19 protein-coding genes and 2 tRNA genes are annotated in these 19,520 nt (G+C 62.9%); 16 read left to right on the top strand and 5 right to left on the bottom strand.

What is annotated here, in order from left to right; translation table 11 throughout:
- The first annotated feature begins 550 nt into the window (after positions 1 to 550).
- The 4 genes from mprF to ACEXP3_RS17480 all read left to right on the top strand — a co-directional run bounded on the left by mprF (position 551) and on the right by ACEXP3_RS17480 (position 6,712).
- Positions 551 to 3,154, top strand: a complete 2,604-nt coding sequence (gene mprF, locus ACEXP3_RS17495) for a bifunctional lysylphosphatidylglycerol flippase/synthetase MprF (RefSeq protein WP_377298425.1) — start codon at positions 551 to 553, stop codon at positions 3,152 to 3,154.
- Complete coding sequence (locus tag ACEXP3_RS17490) at positions 3,151 to 4,521, top strand: virulence factor family protein (protein WP_377298424.1); 1,371 nt, start codon at positions 3,151 to 3,153, stop codon at positions 4,519 to 4,521. The genes mprF and ACEXP3_RS17490 overlap by 4 nt, the downstream gene beginning before the upstream one ends.
- 237 nt (positions 4,522 to 4,758) lie before the next feature.
- A complete protein-coding gene (locus ACEXP3_RS17485; RefSeq protein WP_210103604.1) occupies positions 4,759 to 5,391 on the top strand; it encodes a TerC family protein in 633 nt (210 codons plus the stop codon).
- Positions 5,392 to 5,503: 112 nt separating this feature from the next.
- On the top strand, positions 5,504 to 6,712 hold the full coding sequence (locus ACEXP3_RS17480; RefSeq protein WP_377298423.1) for a TIGR03862 family flavoprotein: 1,209 nt from the start codon (positions 5,504 to 5,506) through the stop codon (positions 6,710 to 6,712).
- Between the two features lie 59 nt (positions 6,713 to 6,771).
- Here ACEXP3_RS17480 and ACEXP3_RS17475 read toward each other — a convergent pair.
- Positions 6,772 to 6,846, bottom strand: a tRNA-Thr gene (locus ACEXP3_RS17475).
- 188 nt (positions 6,847 to 7,034) lie between these two features.
- On the opposite strand from ACEXP3_RS17475, the gene ACEXP3_RS17470 reads away from it, so the two are divergent.
- The 12 genes from ACEXP3_RS17470 to ACEXP3_RS17415 all read left to right on the top strand — a co-directional run bounded on the left by ACEXP3_RS17470 (position 7,035) and on the right by ACEXP3_RS17415 (position 15,124).
- Positions 7,035 to 7,235, top strand: coding sequence for a hypothetical protein (locus ACEXP3_RS17470; RefSeq protein ID WP_210103606.1), 201 nt, complete (start codon positions 7,035 to 7,037; stop codon positions 7,233 to 7,235).
- Positions 7,236 to 7,387: 152 nt separating this feature from the next.
- Entirely contained in the window at positions 7,388 to 8,680 is a 1,293-nt protein-coding gene (gene murA, locus ACEXP3_RS17465) for a UDP-N-acetylglucosamine 1-carboxyvinyltransferase (RefSeq protein ID WP_377298422.1), read from the top strand.
- A 112-nt stretch (positions 8,681 to 8,792) separates the two neighbouring features.
- Positions 8,793 to 9,224: a DUF2948 family protein gene (locus ACEXP3_RS17460; RefSeq protein ID WP_210103608.1), complete on the top strand. Its 432-nt coding sequence runs from the start codon at positions 8,793 to 8,795 to the stop codon at positions 9,222 to 9,224.
- Between the two features lie 166 nt (positions 9,225 to 9,390).
- Positions 9,391 to 10,689: a histidinol dehydrogenase gene (hisD, locus tag ACEXP3_RS17455; RefSeq protein ID WP_377298421.1), complete on the top strand. Its 1,299-nt coding sequence runs from the start codon at positions 9,391 to 9,393 to the stop codon at positions 10,687 to 10,689.
- Positions 10,690 to 10,692: 3 nt separating this feature from the next.
- Positions 10,693 to 11,166, top strand: coding sequence for a UPF0262 family protein (locus tag ACEXP3_RS17450; RefSeq protein ID WP_377298420.1), 474 nt, complete (start codon positions 10,693 to 10,695; stop codon positions 11,164 to 11,166).
- Between the two features lie 2 nt (positions 11,167 to 11,168).
- Positions 11,169 to 11,669 (top strand): arsenate-mycothiol transferase ArsC, encoded by a 501-nt coding sequence (locus tag ACEXP3_RS17445; protein ID WP_377298419.1) that lies wholly within the window; start codon positions 11,169 to 11,171, stop codon positions 11,667 to 11,669.
- A 230-nt stretch (positions 11,670 to 11,899) separates the two neighbouring features.
- Positions 11,900 to 12,118 (top strand): translation initiation factor IF-1, encoded by a 219-nt coding sequence (infA, locus tag ACEXP3_RS17440; protein ID WP_007759621.1) that lies wholly within the window; start codon positions 11,900 to 11,902, stop codon positions 12,116 to 12,118.
- 41 nt (positions 12,119 to 12,159) lie between these two features.
- Positions 12,160 to 12,780: a Maf-like protein gene (locus ACEXP3_RS17435; protein ID WP_210103612.1), complete on the top strand. Its 621-nt coding sequence runs from the start codon at positions 12,160 to 12,162 to the stop codon at positions 12,778 to 12,780.
- Between the two features lie 9 nt (positions 12,781 to 12,789).
- Complete coding sequence (gene yacG / locus ACEXP3_RS17430) at positions 12,790 to 12,999, top strand: DNA gyrase inhibitor YacG (protein ID WP_377298418.1); 210 nt, start codon at positions 12,790 to 12,792, stop codon at positions 12,997 to 12,999.
- 206 nt (positions 13,000 to 13,205) lie between these two features.
- Positions 13,206 to 13,281 (top strand) — tRNA-Phe (locus ACEXP3_RS17425).
- A 234-nt stretch (positions 13,282 to 13,515) separates the two neighbouring features.
- Positions 13,516 to 14,112: an alpha-ketoglutarate-dependent dioxygenase AlkB gene (locus tag ACEXP3_RS17420; RefSeq protein WP_377298417.1), complete on the top strand. Its 597-nt coding sequence runs from the start codon at positions 13,516 to 13,518 to the stop codon at positions 14,110 to 14,112.
- A 184-nt stretch (positions 14,113 to 14,296) separates the two neighbouring features.
- Positions 14,297 to 15,124 carry an inositol monophosphatase family protein gene (locus ACEXP3_RS17415; RefSeq protein WP_377298416.1) on the top strand — a complete coding sequence of 276 codons (828 nt, stop codon included), beginning with the start codon at positions 14,297 to 14,299 and terminating at the stop codon, positions 15,122 to 15,124.
- A 120-nt stretch (positions 15,125 to 15,244) separates the two neighbouring features.
- Here ACEXP3_RS17415 and ACEXP3_RS17410 read toward each other — a convergent pair whose 3' ends face one another.
- Genes ACEXP3_RS17410 through ACEXP3_RS17395 form a run of 4 tightly spaced genes read right to left on the bottom strand, consistent with a single transcriptional unit; the run spans position 15,245 to position 19,234 of the window.
- On the bottom strand, positions 15,245 to 16,333 hold the full coding sequence (locus ACEXP3_RS17410) for an ABC transporter ATP-binding protein (protein ID WP_377298415.1): 1,089 nt from the start codon (positions 16,331 to 16,333) through the stop codon (positions 15,245 to 15,247).
- Positions 16,334 to 16,362: 29 nt separating this feature from the next.
- The gene (locus ACEXP3_RS17405; RefSeq protein ID WP_377298414.1) at positions 16,363 to 17,199 is read right to left on the bottom strand and encodes an ABC transporter permease; all 837 of its coding nucleotides are present in this window, start codon (positions 17,197 to 17,199) and stop codon (positions 16,363 to 16,365) included.
- On the bottom strand, positions 17,196 to 18,089 hold the full coding sequence (locus ACEXP3_RS17400) for an ABC transporter permease (RefSeq protein WP_377298413.1): 894 nt from the start codon (positions 18,087 to 18,089) through the stop codon (positions 17,196 to 17,198). Before ACEXP3_RS17400 ends, ACEXP3_RS17405 begins: the two co-directional genes overlap by 4 nt.
- On the bottom strand, positions 18,089 to 19,234 hold the full coding sequence (locus ACEXP3_RS17395) for an extracellular solute-binding protein (protein WP_377298412.1): 1,146 nt from the start codon (positions 19,232 to 19,234) through the stop codon (positions 18,089 to 18,091). Before ACEXP3_RS17395 ends, ACEXP3_RS17400 begins: the two co-directional genes overlap by 1 nt.
- Between the last annotated feature and the right edge of the window lie 286 nt (positions 19,235 to 19,520).

The following is a 19,520-nucleotide window of genomic DNA, read 5'->3' as shown; positions in this document are numbered from 1 at the left end:
TGAAGTCTTGAGAGGCGAGCAATGATTGTTCTACACTTTGGATCCGCCGTGATTGCAGGCCTGATTTTCTTGGGCATGCTGGTGATGGCCGCGCGCGATCCGCATCGCGCGGCGATCGCGCTGCGCGTGCTCTGATCTGCCAGGCGAAGGCCGCCGAAAGCGAGAGTTGAGGCGCCGGTAACTGTGACAGAAGGTTGCGCCCGGCTGTTCCAGATCGGTGCAGCGGGCGGCGGACGAATGGGATGGCTGTGCCGCGCAACATCCTTGCGAAGACGGCGAAGTCAATCCTCGTCCTGCGTGTCCGGCGCCGGCTCACACCACGCCGGATTGAAGTCCGACGTGCGGTGAGATGGGCCGTCATGGTTCATGAACCGGAAAAACATGGTGCATGGCCTTCGGACAAGGGCATTTGCAAGCCCCGAGAGGCCGCAAGAATGGGCAAACGGCCCTATTTTTGTCCAAGTCGAAGCGAGAGGACTAGCGCGCCGCCGCATTGACGAATAACCGTCATGCCCAAAGGCTAGAAGCTAGCCACCGCATCAGGTGCCCGATGACACAACCGCATTCCCAGGCCGTTCAGACGGAAACGCCCCGTCACCCGATCATTGCCCTCATCGCCCGTTTCAGGCTGTACCTGACCTCGGCTGCGATGCTGGTCGTGTGCGTCATGATGGCGGTCGCCATCTATCGGCTGACCAACGAGGTGCGCTACGACGAGGTGGTGGATGCGTTGAAGGATACCAGCTGGCGCGCCATTGCACTTGCGATGCTCTTTACGGCGCTCAGTTTTGCGTCGTTGATCTACTATGATCTCAATGCTCTGGAGTATATCGGCCGCAAGCTGCCGACACTGCCCGTCGCCGTCACCGCCTTCAGCGCCTATGCGATCGGCAACACGGCGGGCTTCGGCGCCCTGAGCGGCGGCGCCATCCGCTTTCGCGCCTATAGCCGGCTTGGGCTATCGCCGGAAGACGTGGCGCGCGTCATTGCCTTCGTCACCTTCGCCTTCGGCCTTGGGCTTCTGGCAGTCAGCGCCATTGCAGCACTCGTCACCGCCCCACGGCTTGCCGACATCACCGGCCTTGATCCCTTCTATCTCCGCACCGGTGCCGTCGTCGTGCTGGTGGTGCTGGCCGGCCTGCTGTTTGCCGGGCGCAACGGGCGCACCATCCATGTGATGCGCATTCGCCTGCGCCTGCCCGACACACTGACCTCCTCGCGCCAGTTCCTGATCACCGCGCTCGATCTGGCCGTCTCGGCATCGGCGCTGTACGTGCTTTTGCCGGAAACACATATCGGCTGGCCCTCCTTCTTTGCCGTCTATGCGACAGCCGTGGGCCTTGGCGTGCTCAGCCACGTGCCGGCCGGCCTTGGCGTGTTCGAAGCCGTCATTCTCGGCGCGCTCGGTGGCACGGTCAGTCTCGACCAGCTGCTTGGCAGCATCGTGCTGTACCGCATGGTCTATCACGTGCTGCCGCTCACCATTGCCATCATCAGCATCGTGGTGTCGGAAGCACGCGCGCTCGCGCGCCATCCGCTGGCGGGCGATATCGGCAATGTGGCGGTGCGCATCTCGCCGCCGCTCCTGTCGGCCTTCGCGCTCATGCTCGGGGCCATGCTGATCTTTTCGAGCGTCACGCCGACGCCGGACGGCGATCTCGATATCGTGTCCAGTTTCCTGCCGCTCTCTGTGGTGGAAAGCGCGCATTTCCTCTCGAGCCTTCTCGGGCTTGCCCTCGTCATTTCGTCGCGCGGCCTTGCACAGCGTCTGGACGGCGCCTGGTGGGTGGCGCTGGTTTCGGCAAGCCTTGCCTTTGCCTTTGCCTTCATGCGCGCGCTGGCGCTCGGCGAAGCAACCTTCCTCGGCATCTTCGTGATAGCACTTCTGCTGAACGCCGGCCGCTTTCGCCGGCCCGCCTCGCTGTTCGGACAGGTGCTGAGCCTGCCCTGGGTCATGGCCATGCTGGTCATTCTGGCCGGCGCCACCACCATCCTTCTCTTCGTCTACCGCGACGTCGATTACAGCCGCCAGCTCTGGTGGCAGTTCGAGTTCTTCGGCGAAGCGCCGCGCGGCCTGCGCGCGCTGCTGGGCGTCAGTATCCTGTCCTTTGCCATCGCCGCCTTCAGCCTGCTGCGTCCGGCCTTCCACCACCCCGAACCGCTGACGCCGGAAGACCTAGAAAAGGCCGTCGCCATTCTGGAAGGCCAGGACAATGCCGATGCCAACCTCGTGCGCATGGGCGACAAGCGGGTGATGTTTTCCGATAGCGGCCGCAGTTTCCTGATGTTCGGCATCCAGGGCCGCTCGTGGATTTCGCTGGCCGACCCGGTCGGCGATCCGGACGAGCGGGCCGAAATGATCTGGCGTTTCGTCGAGCGGGCGCGCGGTGCCGGCGGGCGGGCGGTGCTCTACCAGGTCTCGCCGGATCTCTTGTCCTTCTGCGCCGATGCCGGGCTTCGCGCCTTCAAGCTTGGCGAAATGGCGCTGGTTGATCTCGAAAATTTCGATCTGAAGGGCGGCAAGCTTGCCGGTCTTCGCCAGGCGCTGAACAAGGGGCGCCGTGACGGCATGGAATTTTCCGTGCTGGAACCGGCAGACGTCGCAAGTGTCATGCCGGAACTCAAGGCCGTTTCGGATGGCTGGCTTGCCCATCACGAAACGCGCGAAAAGGGCTTTTCCCTCGGCGCCTTCGAGGAAGACTATGTGTCGTCCCTGCCCGTCGCCGTCCTGCGCAAGGAAGGCCGCATCGTTGCCTTCGCGACCGTATTCGTCACCGCCAAGCGCAGCGAAGGCAGCGTCGATATCATGCGCTTTGCCCCCGATGCGCCCCGCGGCGCCATGGACTTTCTGTTCGTGAGCCTGCTCGAGCACCTGAAAAATGCCGGATATACCAGCTTCAATCTTGGAATGGCCCCCCTTTCGGGCATGTCGAAGCGGGAAATGGCACCCGTGTGGGATCGCATTGGAGGCACCTTGTACGAACACGGCGAACGGTTTTACAACTTCAAGGGTCTGAGGGCCTTCAAGTCCAAGTTTCATCCGCAATGGCAATCCCGCTACATGGCGGTGGCCGGCGGAACCGGTGTCGTGCTGGCATTGATGGATGTCACGCTTTTGATCAGCGGCGGCGTCCGCGGAGTGGTGGGTAAATGAACAGAGGTTTTCGTCCTTTTGCAGCAGCGGCCCTGCTTGCCGCTGCGGTGCCCTTCACAGCCCTTGCCCAGAGCCCGGCGCCGACGTTCGATACCGGCATGATCCCGGCGCCGCACATCTACAAGCCCGACGGCCCGATGAAGGCAAACATCTTCCTGCTCTCCGATGCCGATGGCTGGAACGCCTCGGAGGAGACCCAGGCAAAGGCACTGGCTGCCAAGGGCGCGCTTGTCATCGGCATCGATCTGCCGTCCTATCTGGTCGGACTGGGCAAGGATGAAGACGATTGCATCTACATGATTTCCGACGTCGAATCGCTGGCCCAGCAGGTTCAGCGCTCGTTCGGAAACGGCAGTTATCGCTCGCCGGTCATTGCCGGCATCGGCGCGGGCGCAGCCGTCGTGCTCGGCATGGCGGCACAGAGCCCGCCCGCCACCATCGGTGACGCGATCGCCGTGGATCCGGAAGCCGGCATCGCCCTGCCGAAGGTTCTGTGTACGCCGGCGCAAAAGCGCGTCGATGGCGACCGCACCATCTATGGCCTCACCGACGGCCCACTTCCGATGCCCGTCAGCATCTACCTGTCCAAGACGGCAGATCCGGCCGGCAGCGCCCATGCCAAGGAACTGCTGACCGCCCACGAAGACATCGATCTCGAAGACACCGACAAGCCGGCCGCCGACATGCTGATGCAGGCGCTGTCCGACAGCATCGATGCGGCGAGCACCGATGACGAACCGCTCGGCCTGCCGCTGACCATTCTCGACGCCAAGCCGAAGCTCGACACTTTGGCGATCATCTATTCGGGGGATGGTGGCTGGCGCGACATCGACAGCGATCTGGGCGACGTGCTGCAGGCCGATGGCATTCCGGTCGTCGGCGTCGATGCCCTGCGCTATTTCTGGTCGAAGAAGACGCCGGAACAGACCGGCGCGGATTTGAGCCGCATCATCCGGGCCTATCGCAAGCAATGGAATGTCGGCCACGTGCTGCTGATCGGCTATTCCTTCGGCGCCGACATCCTGCCTGCGACCTTCAACAAACTGCCGGAAAGCGATCGCGCCAAGGTGATCCAGATGAGCCTGCTGGCGCTCTCGCACAATTCCAATTTCGAGATTTCCGTTTCGGGCTGGCTGGGCGGCAAGGGCAGCGGCGGCGGCGGCGATCCGACGAAACAGCTGCAAACCATCGATCCGAAACTCGTCCAGTGCGTCTATGGCACCGAAGACGAGGACGACGCCTGCAAGAGCCTTCAGCCGCGCGGCATCGAAACCCTTGGCATCGACGGCGGCCATCATTTCGATGAGGACTATGAGAAGCTTGCCCGGCATATTCTCGATGCCCTGAAAAGGCGCCTTGGCAAATGATCTGCCGCGTACGGTGACATAGTCGTCACCCCGTGTGCGGATTGGGCGAAGGCCCGTCTTTCGAGCCTGTCCTGGCGCGAAAAGCAGGAGAGACGGCACCCATTCACAATTTCCGCTTGCCAACCCGGTCAAAATATTCTGTAGCCAGTCACGAGGACGTGATCCGTGCGGTGCAGAGACATCTGGATCTGCGAAAGACCGCAGGGACAGCCGCGGGCAATCAGGGATGGAGCTATCATGGAAATTCTGACGGCTGCGGGTCTTGCCGCACTTTTTCAGGTCATCGCAATCGATCTGGTGCTGGCTGGCGACAATGCCATCGTGATTGGCCTTGCCGCGGCGGGGCTTCCCGCCCATCAGCGCAAGAAGGCGATCCTCGTCGGCATCATTGCCGCAACCGTGCTGCGCATCGGCTTTGCCACGGTGACCGCCTATCTGCTCGGCCTTGTCGGCCTGCAGCTGCTCGGCGGCCTGCTGCTCGGCTGGGTGTGCTGGAAAATGTGGAGCGAGCTTCGCGCCGCCGATCACGACGCCCACATGGCGCTCACCGATGCTGACGCAGAGATGCCGAAGGTGAACAAGACCTTCCTGCAGGCTGCCATGCAGATCGTCATTGCCGATGTCTCGATGTCGCTCGACAATGTGCTGGCCGTTGCCGGTGCAGCCCAGGAGCACACGAGCGTCCTGATCATCGGCCTCGTCATCTCGATTGCCCTGATGGGGCTTGCCGCCAATCTGGTGGCCCGCCTGCTGCAGCGCTTTCGCTGGATTGCCTATCTCGGGCTTGCCGTCATCGTCTACGTTACCTTCAACATGGTCTATCATGGCCTGGTCGAGGTGATCCCCTATGTGCAGCAATGGCTTGCCTGATCCCGTCCTTTCAGGTGTAACGCTCCTCCCAGGCTTGGGGTGCAGCGACGGGCCTGCCTCGCCCGCCTGAAGCCGCAGGCAGGCGCCGGAGAGACGACATGAGAGGGGCGACATGAGGGAAAAGCGCGTCGCGATCATCGGGGGCGGACCATCCGGGCTGATGGCCGCCGAAGTGCTGATCGGCTGCGGCCATGCCGTCACCGTCTATGACGCGATGCCAACCTTCGGCCGCAAGTTTCTGCTGGCCGGAAAATCCGGCCTCAACATCACCCATTCGGAAGATTTTTCACGCTTTCGCACGCGCTTCGGCACAGCCAATGACCGGCTTCAGGCCTCGCTTGACGCCTATACCCCGCAGGATGTGCGCGCCTGGGCAGGCGCCCTGGGCACTGAAACCTTTGTCGGTTCGTCCGGCCGCGTATTCCCGGTGGCCATGAAAGCCTCGCCGCTCCTGCGCGCCTGGCTGAAGCGGCTTGGCGAAGCCGGCGTTGCATTTGCGCCCCGCCACCGGCTGCAAACGCTCGTCGACGGCGCGCTCGTCTTCTCAAGCCCGGACGACGAAGTCCGCGTGGCAGCCGACGCCGTGCTTCTGGCTCTTGGCGGCGCAAGCTGGCCGCGCCTCGGCTCCGATGCCGCCTGGGTGACGATGCTGCGGGAAAAAGGTGTCGAGATCGCCGATTTCCGCCCGGCCAATTGCGGCTTCGATGTCGCCTGGAGCGCGCCCTTTGCAAGCCGCTTTGCCGGTGCGCCGATCAAATCCGTGACCGCGACCTCCGATGCCGGCACCCTTCAGGGCGAGTTCGTGGTCAGCCGCACCGGTATCGAGGGAAGCCTCGTCTACGCGCATGCAAGCGCCCTGCGCGACCGGCTGGAACGGGGCGGCCGCACCTGCCTCACCCTCGATCTTGCGCCGGGCCGGAGCCTTGAAAAACTCACCGCCGCCCTTGCCCGCCAGCCGGCCGGCAGCAGCCTTTCCAACCGGTTGCGCAAGGCGGCCGGCCTTGAAGGGGCAAAAGCCGCGCTGCTGCGCGAATGCGCCAATCTGCAGCACCTGGCCGATGCAGCAGCGCTCGGCCGGGCCATCAAGTCGCTTCCCATCCCGCTCCTTGCACCCCGCCCGATCGAGGAAGCGATATCCTCGGCCGGCGGCATCCGGTTTGACGCGCTCGACGACAGCTTCATGCTCACCGCCCTCCCCGGCATTTTCGCCGCCGGCGAAATGATCGACTGGGAAGCCCCCACCGGCGGCTACCTGCTCACCGCCTGCATGGCCACCGCCCGCCACGCCGCCTACGGCATGGACGCCTGGCTGACGCGTTAGACGTAACACGTGTCGACCGAGGGACTTACGGGTCTTTGGGAGAATTTTCTGAAGGAAAATGGTGCTGCTAGAGAGATTTGAACTCTCGGCCTCTCCCTTACCAAGGGAGTGCTCTACCCCTGAGCTATAGCAGCATCTGCAACGTCTGTTTGGTCAGCCGTTCGGTGAGCGGGCTATTGCCATAGCTTTTGCGGGAGTGCAAGCCGCAATTTCACTTCCGGGCCAAAAGCTTTGGGCAAAAGCCCGGAAGTGCCTGTGTGTCCACGGCCCGCGTGCATGCAGGGACTTTGGGATTTTCACGCTTTCGGCTATCTAGGCCTTCATGAGCACACAGGACGAATCGGGCAGTGATGATCGCGGGCAGCGCCCGCCAAGCGAGGCGGAGCGGCGCAAGGCACGCGCGGCGCTGAAGCTGCGCGAGAACCTTGCGCGGCGCAAGCAGCAGGCGCGGGCGCGACGGGCGGGCGAGGCCGACATGACGGAAGGCCTTCCGGCCGCAGGCGAGCAGGAGCCCGAGGCGTGAGGCGTGAGGCGAGGCTATAGCCTTGCAGGGGAGAGCCCCGCGCAAGCAGGGCGTGTGTAATCGTTTCATTGAAGACCGGGCGGATTTCGTCTAAGGACGCCATCTTTCGCGCCACTACCAGGAAAGGCGGGTTGAGACCCGTTGTCAGTCACATGGATCGCATCAGAATCACCGGCGGCAATGCGCTGCGTGGCATCATCCCCATCTCCGGCGCCAAGAATGCAGCCCTGCCCCTGATGATCGCATCGCTTCTGACGAGCGACACGCTGACGCTCGAAAACGTGCCGCATCTGGCCGATGTGGAAGGGCTGATGCGGATTCTGGGCAATCACGGCGTCGATATTGCCGTCAACGGACGGCGCGAGCGCCAGGAAAACGACTATTCGCGCACCATCCATTTCACCTGCCGCACCATTGCCGATACGACGGCGCCCTATGAGCTGGTGTCGAAGATGCGCGCCAGTTTCTGGGTCATCGGGCCGCTTCTGGCGCGCGAGGGCCGTGCCCGCGTGTCGCTGCCGGGCGGCTGCGCCATCGGAACGCGCCCCGTCGACCTGTTTCTCGAGGCGCTGACAGCGCTCGGCGCCGATATCGAGATCGACGGCGGCTATGTGAATGCCACCGCGCCGAAGGGCGGCCTTCTCGGCGCGCGCTACCGCTTTCCAAAAGTGTCCGTCGGCGCAACCCATGTGATGATGATGGCAGCCACGCTTGCCAATGGCACGACGGTGATCGAAAACGCCGCCCGCGAGCCGGAAGTGCTGGATCTTGCCAATTGCCTGAACGCCATGGGCGCAAAAATTTCCGGTGCCGGCACCAAGACCATCACCGTCGAGGGCGTGGCCTCGCTCTCCGGCGCCCGCCACCGGGTGCTGCCAGACCGCATCGAGACCGGCACCTATGCCATGGCGGTTGCCATGACCGGCGGCGACGTGACGCTGGAGGGCACCGATGCCGCGCTTCTGGAAACCGCGCTCGATACACTGCGCCAGACCGGCGCAGAGATCACCGCAACGGAGACGGGCCTGCGCATCGTGCGTACCGGCGACCGTATCCTGCCGGTCGATGTCGTCACCGAACCCTTCCCGGGTTTCCCGACAGACCTGCAGGCGCAGTTCATGGCGCTGATGACGCGCTCGTCCGGCGTGTCGCACATCACCGAGACCATTTTCGAAAACCGCTTCATGCATGTGCAGGAACTGGCGCGGCTTGGCGCGCGCATCTCGCTGTCTGGCCAGATGGCCCGCGTCGAGGGCGTCTCGCGCCTCAAAGGCGCGCCGGTCATGGCAACGGATCTGCGCGCGTCCGTGTCGCTGGTCATTGCGGGGCTCGCGGCCGAAGGCGAAACCGTGGTCAACCGCGTCTACCATCTGGATCGCGGTTTCGAGCGGCTGGAAGAAAAGCTCACCCGCTGCGGCGCGCTTGTCGAGCGCGTCAGCGAATAAGGCTGCAACTCCGCCTGTTGCTTATCGGGCGCGCCCATCCTATCTCCAGTGCCTGACAGGCAAGGCCGCCGCACGCATCGTGCGGCCGGCCGGTGGAGATGGGATGGCACGCATGACCGAGCTGAAGCTGCTGGCGCTGGACGCGGACGACCTGAAGATCGTCTCCGCCCATATGCAGGACAGCGTTTTCAAGGCAACCGATATCGAGTGGAGCCCGAAGCGCGGGCATTTTTCGCTGGTGGTCAACCGGTTCGTCTGGGAAGCCGCCGCGCGCGGCGCCAAGGGCTTTGAGCGACGCCGCGCCGCAATCACCTTCAAGCGCGTCACGGCCGTCAGGGCGCTCGGCGTTGCCCGCCACCGCGAGGACCTGGTTTATTCGCTTCTCGCCATGCGGTTCGACCAGAAGGACGAGGGGCCGGACGGCACGATCGAGCTCACGCTTGCCGCCGGTGCCGCCATCAGTCTCGACGTCGAATGCATCGAAGCGCAGCTTGCCGATACCGGCGGCGCCTGGGGCACCGAAAACCTGCCGCAGCACGAGTGAGCCGGCTTTTGCCCGCGATGACATGCGGAAGTGACGGCCAGCCTCTTGACAGGCCGTGGCTATTCTGGGGACAGGCGCTGCAGACTTGCCATAAAAGGCAGTGATGATGATGGACAGGCGGCAGGCTTTGCGGCTTCCTGTCCTTGTGTATGAGGGGTGAGTAGAAGTGGCAATCTGGCTTGATCAGGCATCGGACAATTTCGAGGCTGAGTTTTCCGCCTTCCTGACGACGAAGCGTGAAGTCTCGGAAGATGTGAACACCGTGGTGCGGGCCATCATCGAGGATGTGCGCGCTGATGGCGATCAAGCGCTGATCGATTATTCCAAACGCTTCGACCGGGTCGATCTCGCCGAAATTGGTCTTCGCGTGAGCGAGGCCGAAATCGAGGCCGCCCATGCCAAGGTCGATCCCGAGGTGATCGCCGCGCTTCAGCTGGCTGCCGAGCGCATCGAACGCCACCATGCCCGCCAGATGCCGAAGGACGACATCTATGAAGATGCCATCGGCGTCGGCCTCGGCTCGCGCTGGACGGCAATCGAAGCGGTTGGCCTTTATGTGCCGGGCGGTACGGCAAGCTATCCAAGTTCGGTGCTGATGAATGCCGTGCCGGCGCGCGTCGCCGGCGTCGAGCGCGTCGTGATGGTCTGCCCGGCCTCCGGCGGCGAAATCAACCCGGCCGTGCTGGTGGCAGCAAAAATCGCCGGTGTTACGGAAATCTACCGCATCGGCGGGGCACAGGCCGTGGCAGCGCTTGCCTATGGAACCGAGACGATCGCGCCGGTCTACAAGATCGTCGGCCCCGGCAATGCCTATGTGGCGGCCGCCAAGCGCCATGTGTTCGGCACCGTCGGCATCGACATGATCGCCGGTCCGTCGGAAGTGCTGGTGATTGCCGATGGCGAAAACGATCCGGACTGGCTGGCGGCCGATCTTCTCGCCCAGGCCGAGCACGATGCCGGCGCCCAATCCATCCTGATCACCACCAATGCTTCGCTGGGCAAGGCGGTGGAAGCGGCCGTCGAACGCCAGCTGAAGACGCTGTCGCGCTCCGAGACGGCGGCCGCCAGCTGGCGCGATTTCGGCGCCGTCATTCTGGTCAAGGATCTCGCCGACGCGCTGCCGCTTGCCAACCGCATTGCCGCCGAACATCTGGAACTGGCTGTCGCCGATCCGGATGCGCTGCTGTCCGGCATCCGCAATGCCGGCGCCATCTTCATCGGCCGCCACACGCCGGAAGTGATCGGCGATTATGTCGGCGGCTCCAACCATGTGCTGCCGACGGCACGCTCGGCGCGCTTCTCCTCCGGCCTTTCGGTGCTGGATTTCGTCAAGCGCACCTCGATCCTCAGGCTCGGGCCGGACCAGCTGCGGGCGCTCGGGCCGGCGGCCATCACGCTTGCCCATTCCGAAGGGCTCGACGCCCATGCCCGCTCGGTTGCCATCCGCCTCAATCGAGAAGGATGAGCCATGGCCGACCATGACTTCCGGCTGTTCGACGTGGTGCTGGACGACAGCATCGGCCGGTCGACGCCGGATGTCGAGCATGAGCGGGCGGTTGCGATCTTCGACCTGATCGAGGAGAACCGTTTTCAGCCGGTCGGCCATGCGGGCGGCCCCTACAGGCTCAGCATTTCGCTGGTGGAGCAGAAGCTGGTCTTCACCATCACCACGAAAGAGGGCGAGGCGGTGGCGACCCACATCCTGTCGCTCACCCCCTTCCGGCGGATCATCAAGGATTACTTCATGATCTGCGAGAGCTATTACGAGGCAATCCGCACCTCCACTCCCTCGCAGATCGAGGCCATCGACATGGGAAGGCGCGGCCTCCACAATGATGGCTCCGAAACGCTGCAGGACCGCCTGAAGGGCAAGATCGATCTGGATTTCGACACCGCGCGCCGGCTGTTCACTCTGGTCTGCGTGCTCTACTGGCGGGGGTGAGCATGGCGGACGTGCCGGAGCCCCCGCATGAAACGCCGGCCTTCGAAACGCGTGTGGCAAAGCCCGGCGCCGTTCTGTTCATGTGCGGCATGAACTCCATCCGCTCGCCGATGGCCGAGGTGATTGCAAAACGGCTGCTGCCACCCGATATCTATGTGCAGTCGGCCGGCGTGCGGGCCGGCGATCCGGATGCCTTTGTCGATGGCGTTCTCCAGGAAATCGGCCTTGCCCTCCCCCGCCACCAGCCGCGCCGGCTGGAGGAGCTGGAAGACGACTTCTTCGACGTGATCGTGACGCTTTCGCCCGAGGCCGATCACCGGGCGCTGGAACTCACCCGCTCGCAGCCGGTCGAGGTGGTCTACTGGCCGATGCCGGATCCGACGGTGGAGACCGGCACGCGCGATCAGCGGCTGGAGGCCTATCGCAGCCTGCGCGATGCCCTGTGGGAGAGGATCGAGGCGCGTTTCGTGCGCCCTTCCGTGCATGGGCCGCAGACGGTGTAATACCAAGTGTAAGGCGTGGGGGACTGCCTGTTTTCTTCCGCCACGCCCGGTGGTAAAGGCAGGTTTCGGGGAAGCGGGGAATGCGCGGCACAGGCGCGCTCTGCGGCTCTGGAGATAAGCGCAGATGCGAGGTTCACAAACGGGCGGGGAACGTGTAGTTTCCGCGCAATTTTCAAGCTGCGGCCATTTTCCGGCCCCAAGCACTTCAACGACAGGAAGACAAGCTCTAGATGGCTAAAGAAGAAGTCCTCGAATTCCCGGGCATCGTAACGGAACTGCTGCCCAATGCAACATTCCGCGTAAAGCTCGAAAACGAACACGAAATCATTGCCCATACGGCAGGCCGCATGCGCAAGAACCGCATCCGGGTTCTGGCTGGCGACAAGGTGCTGGTGGAAATGACCCCCTACGACCTGACCAAGGGCCGTATCACCTACCGCTTCAAGTAAAGCGTTCCGCGGCATGCGGCGCGCCCTGCGCAGGAAACCCCATGGTTCTGGACCAAAAGCTCATCCTGGCCTCCGGCTCGCCGCGACGCCTTGATCTTCTCAACCAGGTGGGGATCAAGCCGGCGCGCCTGATGCCGATGGATATCGACGAGACGCCGAAGAAATCCGAACATCCCCGGTCGCTTGCGCGCCGCCTGTCGAGCGAAAAGGCGCAGGCCGCGCTATCGGCGATCCGCGCGGACGTTTCGCTGGCCCACAGCTACATTCTCTCGGCCGATACGGTGGTGGCAGTCGGAAGGCGCATCCTGCCGAAGACGGAATATATGGATGAGGCCTCCTCGGCGCTTCATCTCCTGTCGGGGCGCGGCCACCATGTCTATACCGGCATCTGCCTCGTCACCCCCGGCGGCCAGTTCCGCCAGAAGGTGGTGGAAACGAAAGTCCGCTTCAAGCGGCTGTCGATGCGCGAGATCGAGGCCTATCTTGCCTCCGATCAGTGGCGCGGCAAGGCCGGCGCCTATGCCATCCAGGGCATTGCGGCCAGTTTTGTGCAAAAGCTCGTGGGCTCCTACACCAATGTCGTCGGATTGCCGCTTTACGAGACGACCCTGCTCCTGAATGGCGAAGGCTTTGACGTCGCCACCCACTGGGCAGAAGGCTAAAAGGACACGATGACCTCCGAACCGATCCCCCCGGGCGCAAAGGTTGCGCCCTTGCGCAAGACGCGGCCCTGCCCGGAATGCGGCAAGCCATCCAACCGCGACCACTACCCGTTCTGCTCGGATCGCTGCCGCACGCTCGACCTGTCGCGCTGGCTGAATGGCTCCTACGCCATCCCCGTCAGCGAGGACGAGACCAAGGCAGAACCCTTCGGCGACTGATCGGCAAACCGGCAAGCGCCCGCTTCGGCGACGCCATTTATCCATTATTTTCAATGACTTCGCAATGTTTTTCACGAAGCCGTCAAAAAAGTGCAAAACGGCGCTTGCCATGCCCGAACAAGATGTTATAACCCCGCTCGCTCCCGGAGGACAGCTCCTCCGGCGGTTTCGAAAGAGACCGGCAGGCTTTCAAAAAAAGCCGAGATGCCCGGATAGCTCAGTTGGTAGAGCAGCGGATTGAAAATCCGCGTGTCGGTGGTTCAAATCCGCCTCCGGGCACCATTCCATTCCCTATAGCGCATAGTTTTCCATAACTGTATCTTTCGATCGCACGCCACCTGTTGTCCGGTCCCGCCGCGCGCAACGATGACGCCTTTCCTGTTGCCAATCCTGTCCGCTTTTCGGATTATGCCGGTTATTCTCATGTGAAGACGAAGGTGACGGCGTTGGAGCTATCGGCAACAACGCCGAATTTGTAACCTTTGATTTTCGGTCAAAGAGGAGAGCTGGCCACCGATGGATCGCGTCTTGACTGCGGCGGGCCTGCCTCCGGGCGTCGTTTATGTTCGCGATCTCCTTTCCGGCGACGAAGAGGAGGATATCAGGGATCGGCTCGATGCTGCAGAGTGGAGCACTACGCTGAAACGCCACGTGCAGCATTTTGGCTATCTCTATGACTACAGGGCGCGCGCCGTTACGGCAGACGCTTATCTGGGCAAACTGCCTGAATGGCTTGAAGCGCTCGCCAGCCGATTGGTGATGTACGGCTATTTCGCAGACCTGCCGGACCAGGTGATCGCAAATGAATACTTGCCGGGTCAAGGCATAAGCGCCCACGTCGACTGCGTGCCGTGTTTCGGTGACACAATCGTTTCGATCAGCCTTTTATCCCCATGCGAGATGATATTTCGAGAGCGATCCAGTTCCAGATCCCTTGCGGTGCTCCTCCATCCACGGTCAGGCGTCGTGCTGAAGGGCGCTGGCCGGTATGATTGGACGCACGAAATTCCAGCCCGAAAATCAGATGTCGTGGGCGGCACGAGACTGGATCGCGGCAGAAGGATATCTCTGACGTTTCGAAAGGTTGTTAGAGCGACGGGCACCCCTTCCTGAAGCAACCATCGGATGAGCCTCGGGCACCATTTCCCCCGCACCTTAACGGCTTGATTTTCGCTGTCTTTTCCGTCGCAATCCGTCCAACGGTCACATATCTGTCGCAGGAATCGGCGAGTGTGCGGGGCTTATCATCAGCCCCTCCGGCCACCTTTTCTGGTGCCCGCTCATGCAAAGACATGCCATGCTTTCCCCCGATACTTCCCCGCGCCTTCCCGACAATGCCTCCGCACGCCTGACGCTTCTGTCACAAACGGCCCTTGAAGCGGGGGAACTTGCCCGCCGCAGCCTGAAGCGGCGTTATACCGATGAAATGGTGGTGAAGGCGGCGCGTGATTACCAGACCGAGATCGACGTTGAGGTCGAAAACATCATCGTCAGGCGCATGCGCGAACACTTTCCCGATCATGCCATTACCGGTGAAGAGGCCGTGGGCAATCACGAGGCGGGCGAAGGTGCGCCGCGCATCTACATCGACCCGATCGACGGCACGACCAATTATGCCTGGGGCATTCCGCATTTCGGCATGACGATTGCCATTGTCGAGGGCGGCGTGCTGACCTGCGGCGTGGTGTTCGATGCCATGCAGAACGAGCTGTTCTGCGCAGAGCTCGGCCGCGGCGCCTATCTGAACGGCGAGCGGCTGTCGGTTCGCCCGCTTGTCCGCCCCGAGGATGCGCTGATCGGCGCCGGTCTGCCCATCCCCGGCCAGGTGAAGAGCACGCGCGAGGAGACCTATCACGCGGCGCTGCGACGCCTGATGGCGCACACGTCGGGCGTGCGTCGGCTGGGCTCGGCGGCCCTGTCGCTCGCCTATGTCGCCTGCGGCCGTCTGGACGGATTTTTCGAGGATGGCCTGTCGCTGCACGATTACGGCGCCTCGAAACTTCTGATCGAGGAGGCCGGCGGGCGTGTGACCGGCTTTACCGGCGCCCCCATCGGCGCCCATGGCGATATTCTGGCTTCCAACGGCGCGCTGCATGCGTGGCTGATGGAGGGTTTTTCCGCCTGAACCCGAACGATCCTGCGAAACGTAAAACGCCCGCGCATCCGGAGAAGGATGCGCGGGCGCTGCTTTATCTGGATGGGCACGACGGATTGTCAGTCGGAACGCGTCCCTCGAAAAAGACGCTCAGGCCGTTTCCACCGCATGGTGAGCCCGACCCGTGACCGGCAAGGCAGTCAGGCGACCGGAGGCGATCAGCCGGTTGTCGCGGTAGACGCCATAGGTGGTCGGAGACAGTCTGGCGCGGGCGCCCCTCTCGAAGTGGGTGGCGGGGCTCGTCATCGCCTTCACCCGCGCTCCGCCCTCGCTCTCGAGTTCCACCATGATATGGCTGCCGAAATCGGTCGAGCGCAGCACGATGGCCCCCGTCTCGCCCTCTGCCTCAGCAAGGCCGAGATCCTCCGGGCGGATGGCAAGCACGGCCGGACCATCGGCGACATCGAGCGCGATGGAGAGATCGCCGTGGCGGAAGGTGCCGCCTTCCACATTGGCGCGCAAAAAGTTCATGCTGCCGATGAAGCCCGCGACAAATTCCGTCTGCGGCTGGCGATAGACCACGTCGGGCGCATCCACCTGCTCGCACTGGCCGTTGCGCAGCACCACGATGCGGTCCGCCATAGCAAGCGCCTCGTCCTGGCCGTGGGTGACAAACAGCGTGGTGATGCCAAGCCGCTGCTGGATCTCGCGCACCTCTTCGCGCAGCCGCTCGCGCAGGTGCTGGTCAAGGCTTGCAAAGGGCTCGTCAAGCAGCAGGATCTTTGGCTCCAGCACCAGCGAGCGGGCAAGCGCGACGCGCTGCTGCTGGCCGCCGGAGAGCTGAAACGTCTGGCGCGGGCCATAGCCGGCAAGGCCGACCAGTTCGAGCGCCTCCTCCACCTTGCGGCGAATTTCAGCGCGCGGCAGGCGGCGAAGTTTCAGCCCGAAGGCGATATTGCTAAAAACGTTCATGTGGCTCCACAGCGCGTGGCTCTGGAACATCATGCCGGTCGGGCGCCGTTCCGGCGGCAGCCGCGTCACGTCCTGCCCGTCGATGGCAAGAGTGCCGGAGGTTGGCTGCTCGAAGCCGCCGATCATACGCAGGATGGTGGATTTTCCCGATCCCGAAGGACCAAGCAGGCATACGAGCTCGCCATCCTCCACCGTCAGGGAAAAATCGTCGACGGCGGCGGTCGCGCCAAAGCTCTTGCGCAGGTGCTCGATGGTCAATCTGGCCATGTGTCTATCTTTCCGTATCTGTCGCGCGCTTAAGCGCCAAAACCCTTGGCGAAGCCGCCATTGCTCACCACGCGGCGGGCAAACATCAGGGCGATGAAGGAGGGCACCCAGAGGATGACCGACAGCACCGCGCCATACTGCACGACGATCTGGTTGTTGATGTAGCTGATCATCAGCACCGGCATGGTGCGGATCTGCGGCGCGCCGATCAGCCAGGCGCCTTCGGTTTCGTAAAAGGTGGAGACGAAGGTGAGCAGCACGGCGGCGAATATGGTCGGGCCCGCCTGCGGCAGCGTGATCGACCAGAAGACGCGAAGCGGGCTTGCGCCGACATCGCGCGCCGCCTCTTCCATGCGCCGGTCCACCGCCTGGAAGGCCGCAACCGGGATCCAGATCATCAGCATCAGCGTGCCGACCAGCTGGATCAGCACGACACCCCAGAAGGTGGCGATGAGATTGAGCTTCAGGAAGATCGCGGCAATCGCCACCAGAAGGCCGAATTTCGGAAAGGCATGCGAGGCGAGAAACGACAGGAAAAAGATGTCGCGGCCGGGAAATTTCATGCGCGCGAAGGCATAGGCCGCCGGCAGGCAGATCACGGCCGAGAGCAGCGTGACGGTAGCTGAGAGCCGGATGCTGATCCACAGCGCCTCCCATACATCGGCGCGCGAGAGTGTCTGATGCCAGAAGCGCAGGCCGAACTGTTGCGGAATGACCGAAGGATAGCGCCAGACCTCGGTAAAGGCCCAGGTGACGACGACCAGCAGCGGTACGGCAATGACGATGGTGAGGAAAAAGGCGAAAAACAGCCCCGTCCAGTCGAACCGGGCCGGCCGGAGGGCGCTTAGAGCGGAACGGCTGATCATCGGCTGCGCCTTTCCTGGTTGCGGGCGATCGACCAGACATAGAACAGGCCGAAGACGAGGCAGATGCCGAAGGAAACGACGGCCTGCGTCTTTGCGTTCAGCGGATCATAGAGATCGTTGAAGGTGCGCAGCATGAAGGGGCCCATCATTTCCGGCGAGGCGGGGCCCAGCACATAAGGCAGCGTGAAGGCGGAAAAGATGCCGAGCACCGCAAAGGACACGGTGACGAGGATGGAATTGCCCATGCGCGGCAGGATGATGTGGACAAAGACGCGGATGGGCCCGGCACCGACATCGCGTGCCGCCTCCACGGCGCTCGTCGAAATGCCGCCAAGGCCTGCCGTCAGCATCAGCACCGTCAGCGGAAGATTATCCCACACAAGCCCGATCACCGGCCCCCAGGGGGTAAGGTACGGGCTTGGCAGTTTCGGCAGGCCAACGGCATTCAGCAGAAGGTCCACGGTGCCGTTCGGGCCGATCGTGCGGATCAGCGCATAGGAAAGGATGATCGAGGGCACGAACATCGGAAAGATCGCCAGCCCCTGCACATAGGCTGCAAAGCGGCTGGTGGAAAAGCGCAGGTAGAGTGCAATCGGCAGGCCGAACACCAGAAGCAGCACGGCGCAGACGGCCGTCGTCCAGAGCGTCAGCGACAGATTGGCAAGGCTGTAGCCATCGGAAAAGAAAAACCGGTAGGAGGCGGTGCTGAAACTCGTTCCCTGCGGCGTCTCGATCCAGAGCGTCGAGACGATGGCGGCAAGGATCGGGTAGATGATCAGCCAGCCGACGAGCAGGACAGGAATGGCAACGAGGAGAAGGCCGAAAAGCCCCCTCCCCTGTGCCGGCTGCGATCCGCCATGGGCGGCGTGTGGTGCCGTCTGCGCCATCATCAGCCGCGGACAAGGCCCGTTGCGACATTGCGATACCAGCCGTCGTTGACCGCCGAGTTCCAGTCGCCGCCCGGGAAGGTCGGGATGGAATTGGGCACGACATCCTTGTATTTCTCGCGCAGGTCCGCCGAAATATTGTCCCAGCTGACGCCCGGGAAACCGCCGATTTCGGTGATGATGGCCGACTGCATTTCCGACGACAGCAGGAAATTGGCAAGCTTCAGGCCCGCATCCTTGTTGGCGCCATTGGTAAAGATCGTCATGCGCGAGAAATCGCCGCACAGCGCCAGATCCGTCAGCTGCACGAGACCGGTGGTCTCCGGCAGCACGCCCTGGGCCATCGCCTGCAGCACCTGGTCGGACCAGACCGGAACCATGGTGACGACGCCCTGCGACAGAAGCTGGATGGACTGCGTGTTGCCGGAGGTATAGGCGCCCTTTTCGTAAAGCGACGGTGCGAGATCCTTCAGCAGCGCCCAGGCCGGCGTCAGCGACTTTTCCGCATAGTCGGCGGAGAAATTGGCCACGGTGAATTTCGAAGGATCGCGGCCGTTCACCTCATGGATGGCGCGGCGCACGAAATTGCCGCCGGAGCCGCCCTTGTCGGGACGGTTGTAAATGAACTGGCCTGGGTTCTTCTTGATCCAGGCGATCAGCTGTTCGAAGGTCTTTGGCGCATCCTTTGGGTCGAGCTTGCTCTTGTCATAGGCCAGCAGAACCTGCGAGCCGCGATAGGGCAGACGCTGCGGGATATCGAGCGCGCGCGGATTGATCTTGCCGAAATTCGGCACGTTTTCGGCCGAGAAGGTGACCCACAGACCGGCATCGATGCCACCGGCCGGCAGACGGGCGTCAAAGCTTTCGAACACGTCCGCCTGCGGATCCGTTTTCGATTTCAGCGCAGCGAGCGCCCGGTCGGCGATGGCACGAAGGCCGTTGTCGTCGCCGGCGTCGATCACCTTCAGCTTCAGGCCCGGATTGGCCTTCTCGAAGGCCGGGCGGACGATGTTGTTCCAGAAGTCGATGATGTTGTTGTCGGAACCGCTGAAGACGTTGATCGTCGTGTCGGCGGCAAGGGCGATGGAATTGAGCGCCGGAAGTGCGGCAACAGCCGAGCCGGCCGCCAGAAATTCGCGTCTGTTCATGGGTCTGTCTCCGAAAGGGCCGGCGCGGCCCCCTCTGGGCCGGCGCCAATGACAGGGCGACCCTAGAAAGCCCACATGACAGCTGGATGATTATTCCATGACAGTTCGATATATTTGCACAGCTGTGCGTTCTTTTTTTGCGCCGACGGTTACCGTTAGTTGGTTACCCACAAATTGCGCCTCTTGCTCAACACTTCATTAGCAAACAGGAATTATCCTGTGCTGATCGAGTGGCATCGATGGCATGGCATCAGAATGGCGGCGACATGATAGCGCGGCCCTTAGA

Origin of the sequence: Neorhizobium fuzhouense (assembly GCF_042611105.1) — a bacterium.
Classification (GTDB): Bacteria; Pseudomonadota; Alphaproteobacteria; order Rhizobiales; family Rhizobiaceae; genus Neorhizobium; species Neorhizobium galegae_A.
The sequence above is the reverse complement of the archived record's forward strand: the minus strand, read 5'-3'. Positions and strand labels throughout refer to the sequence as shown.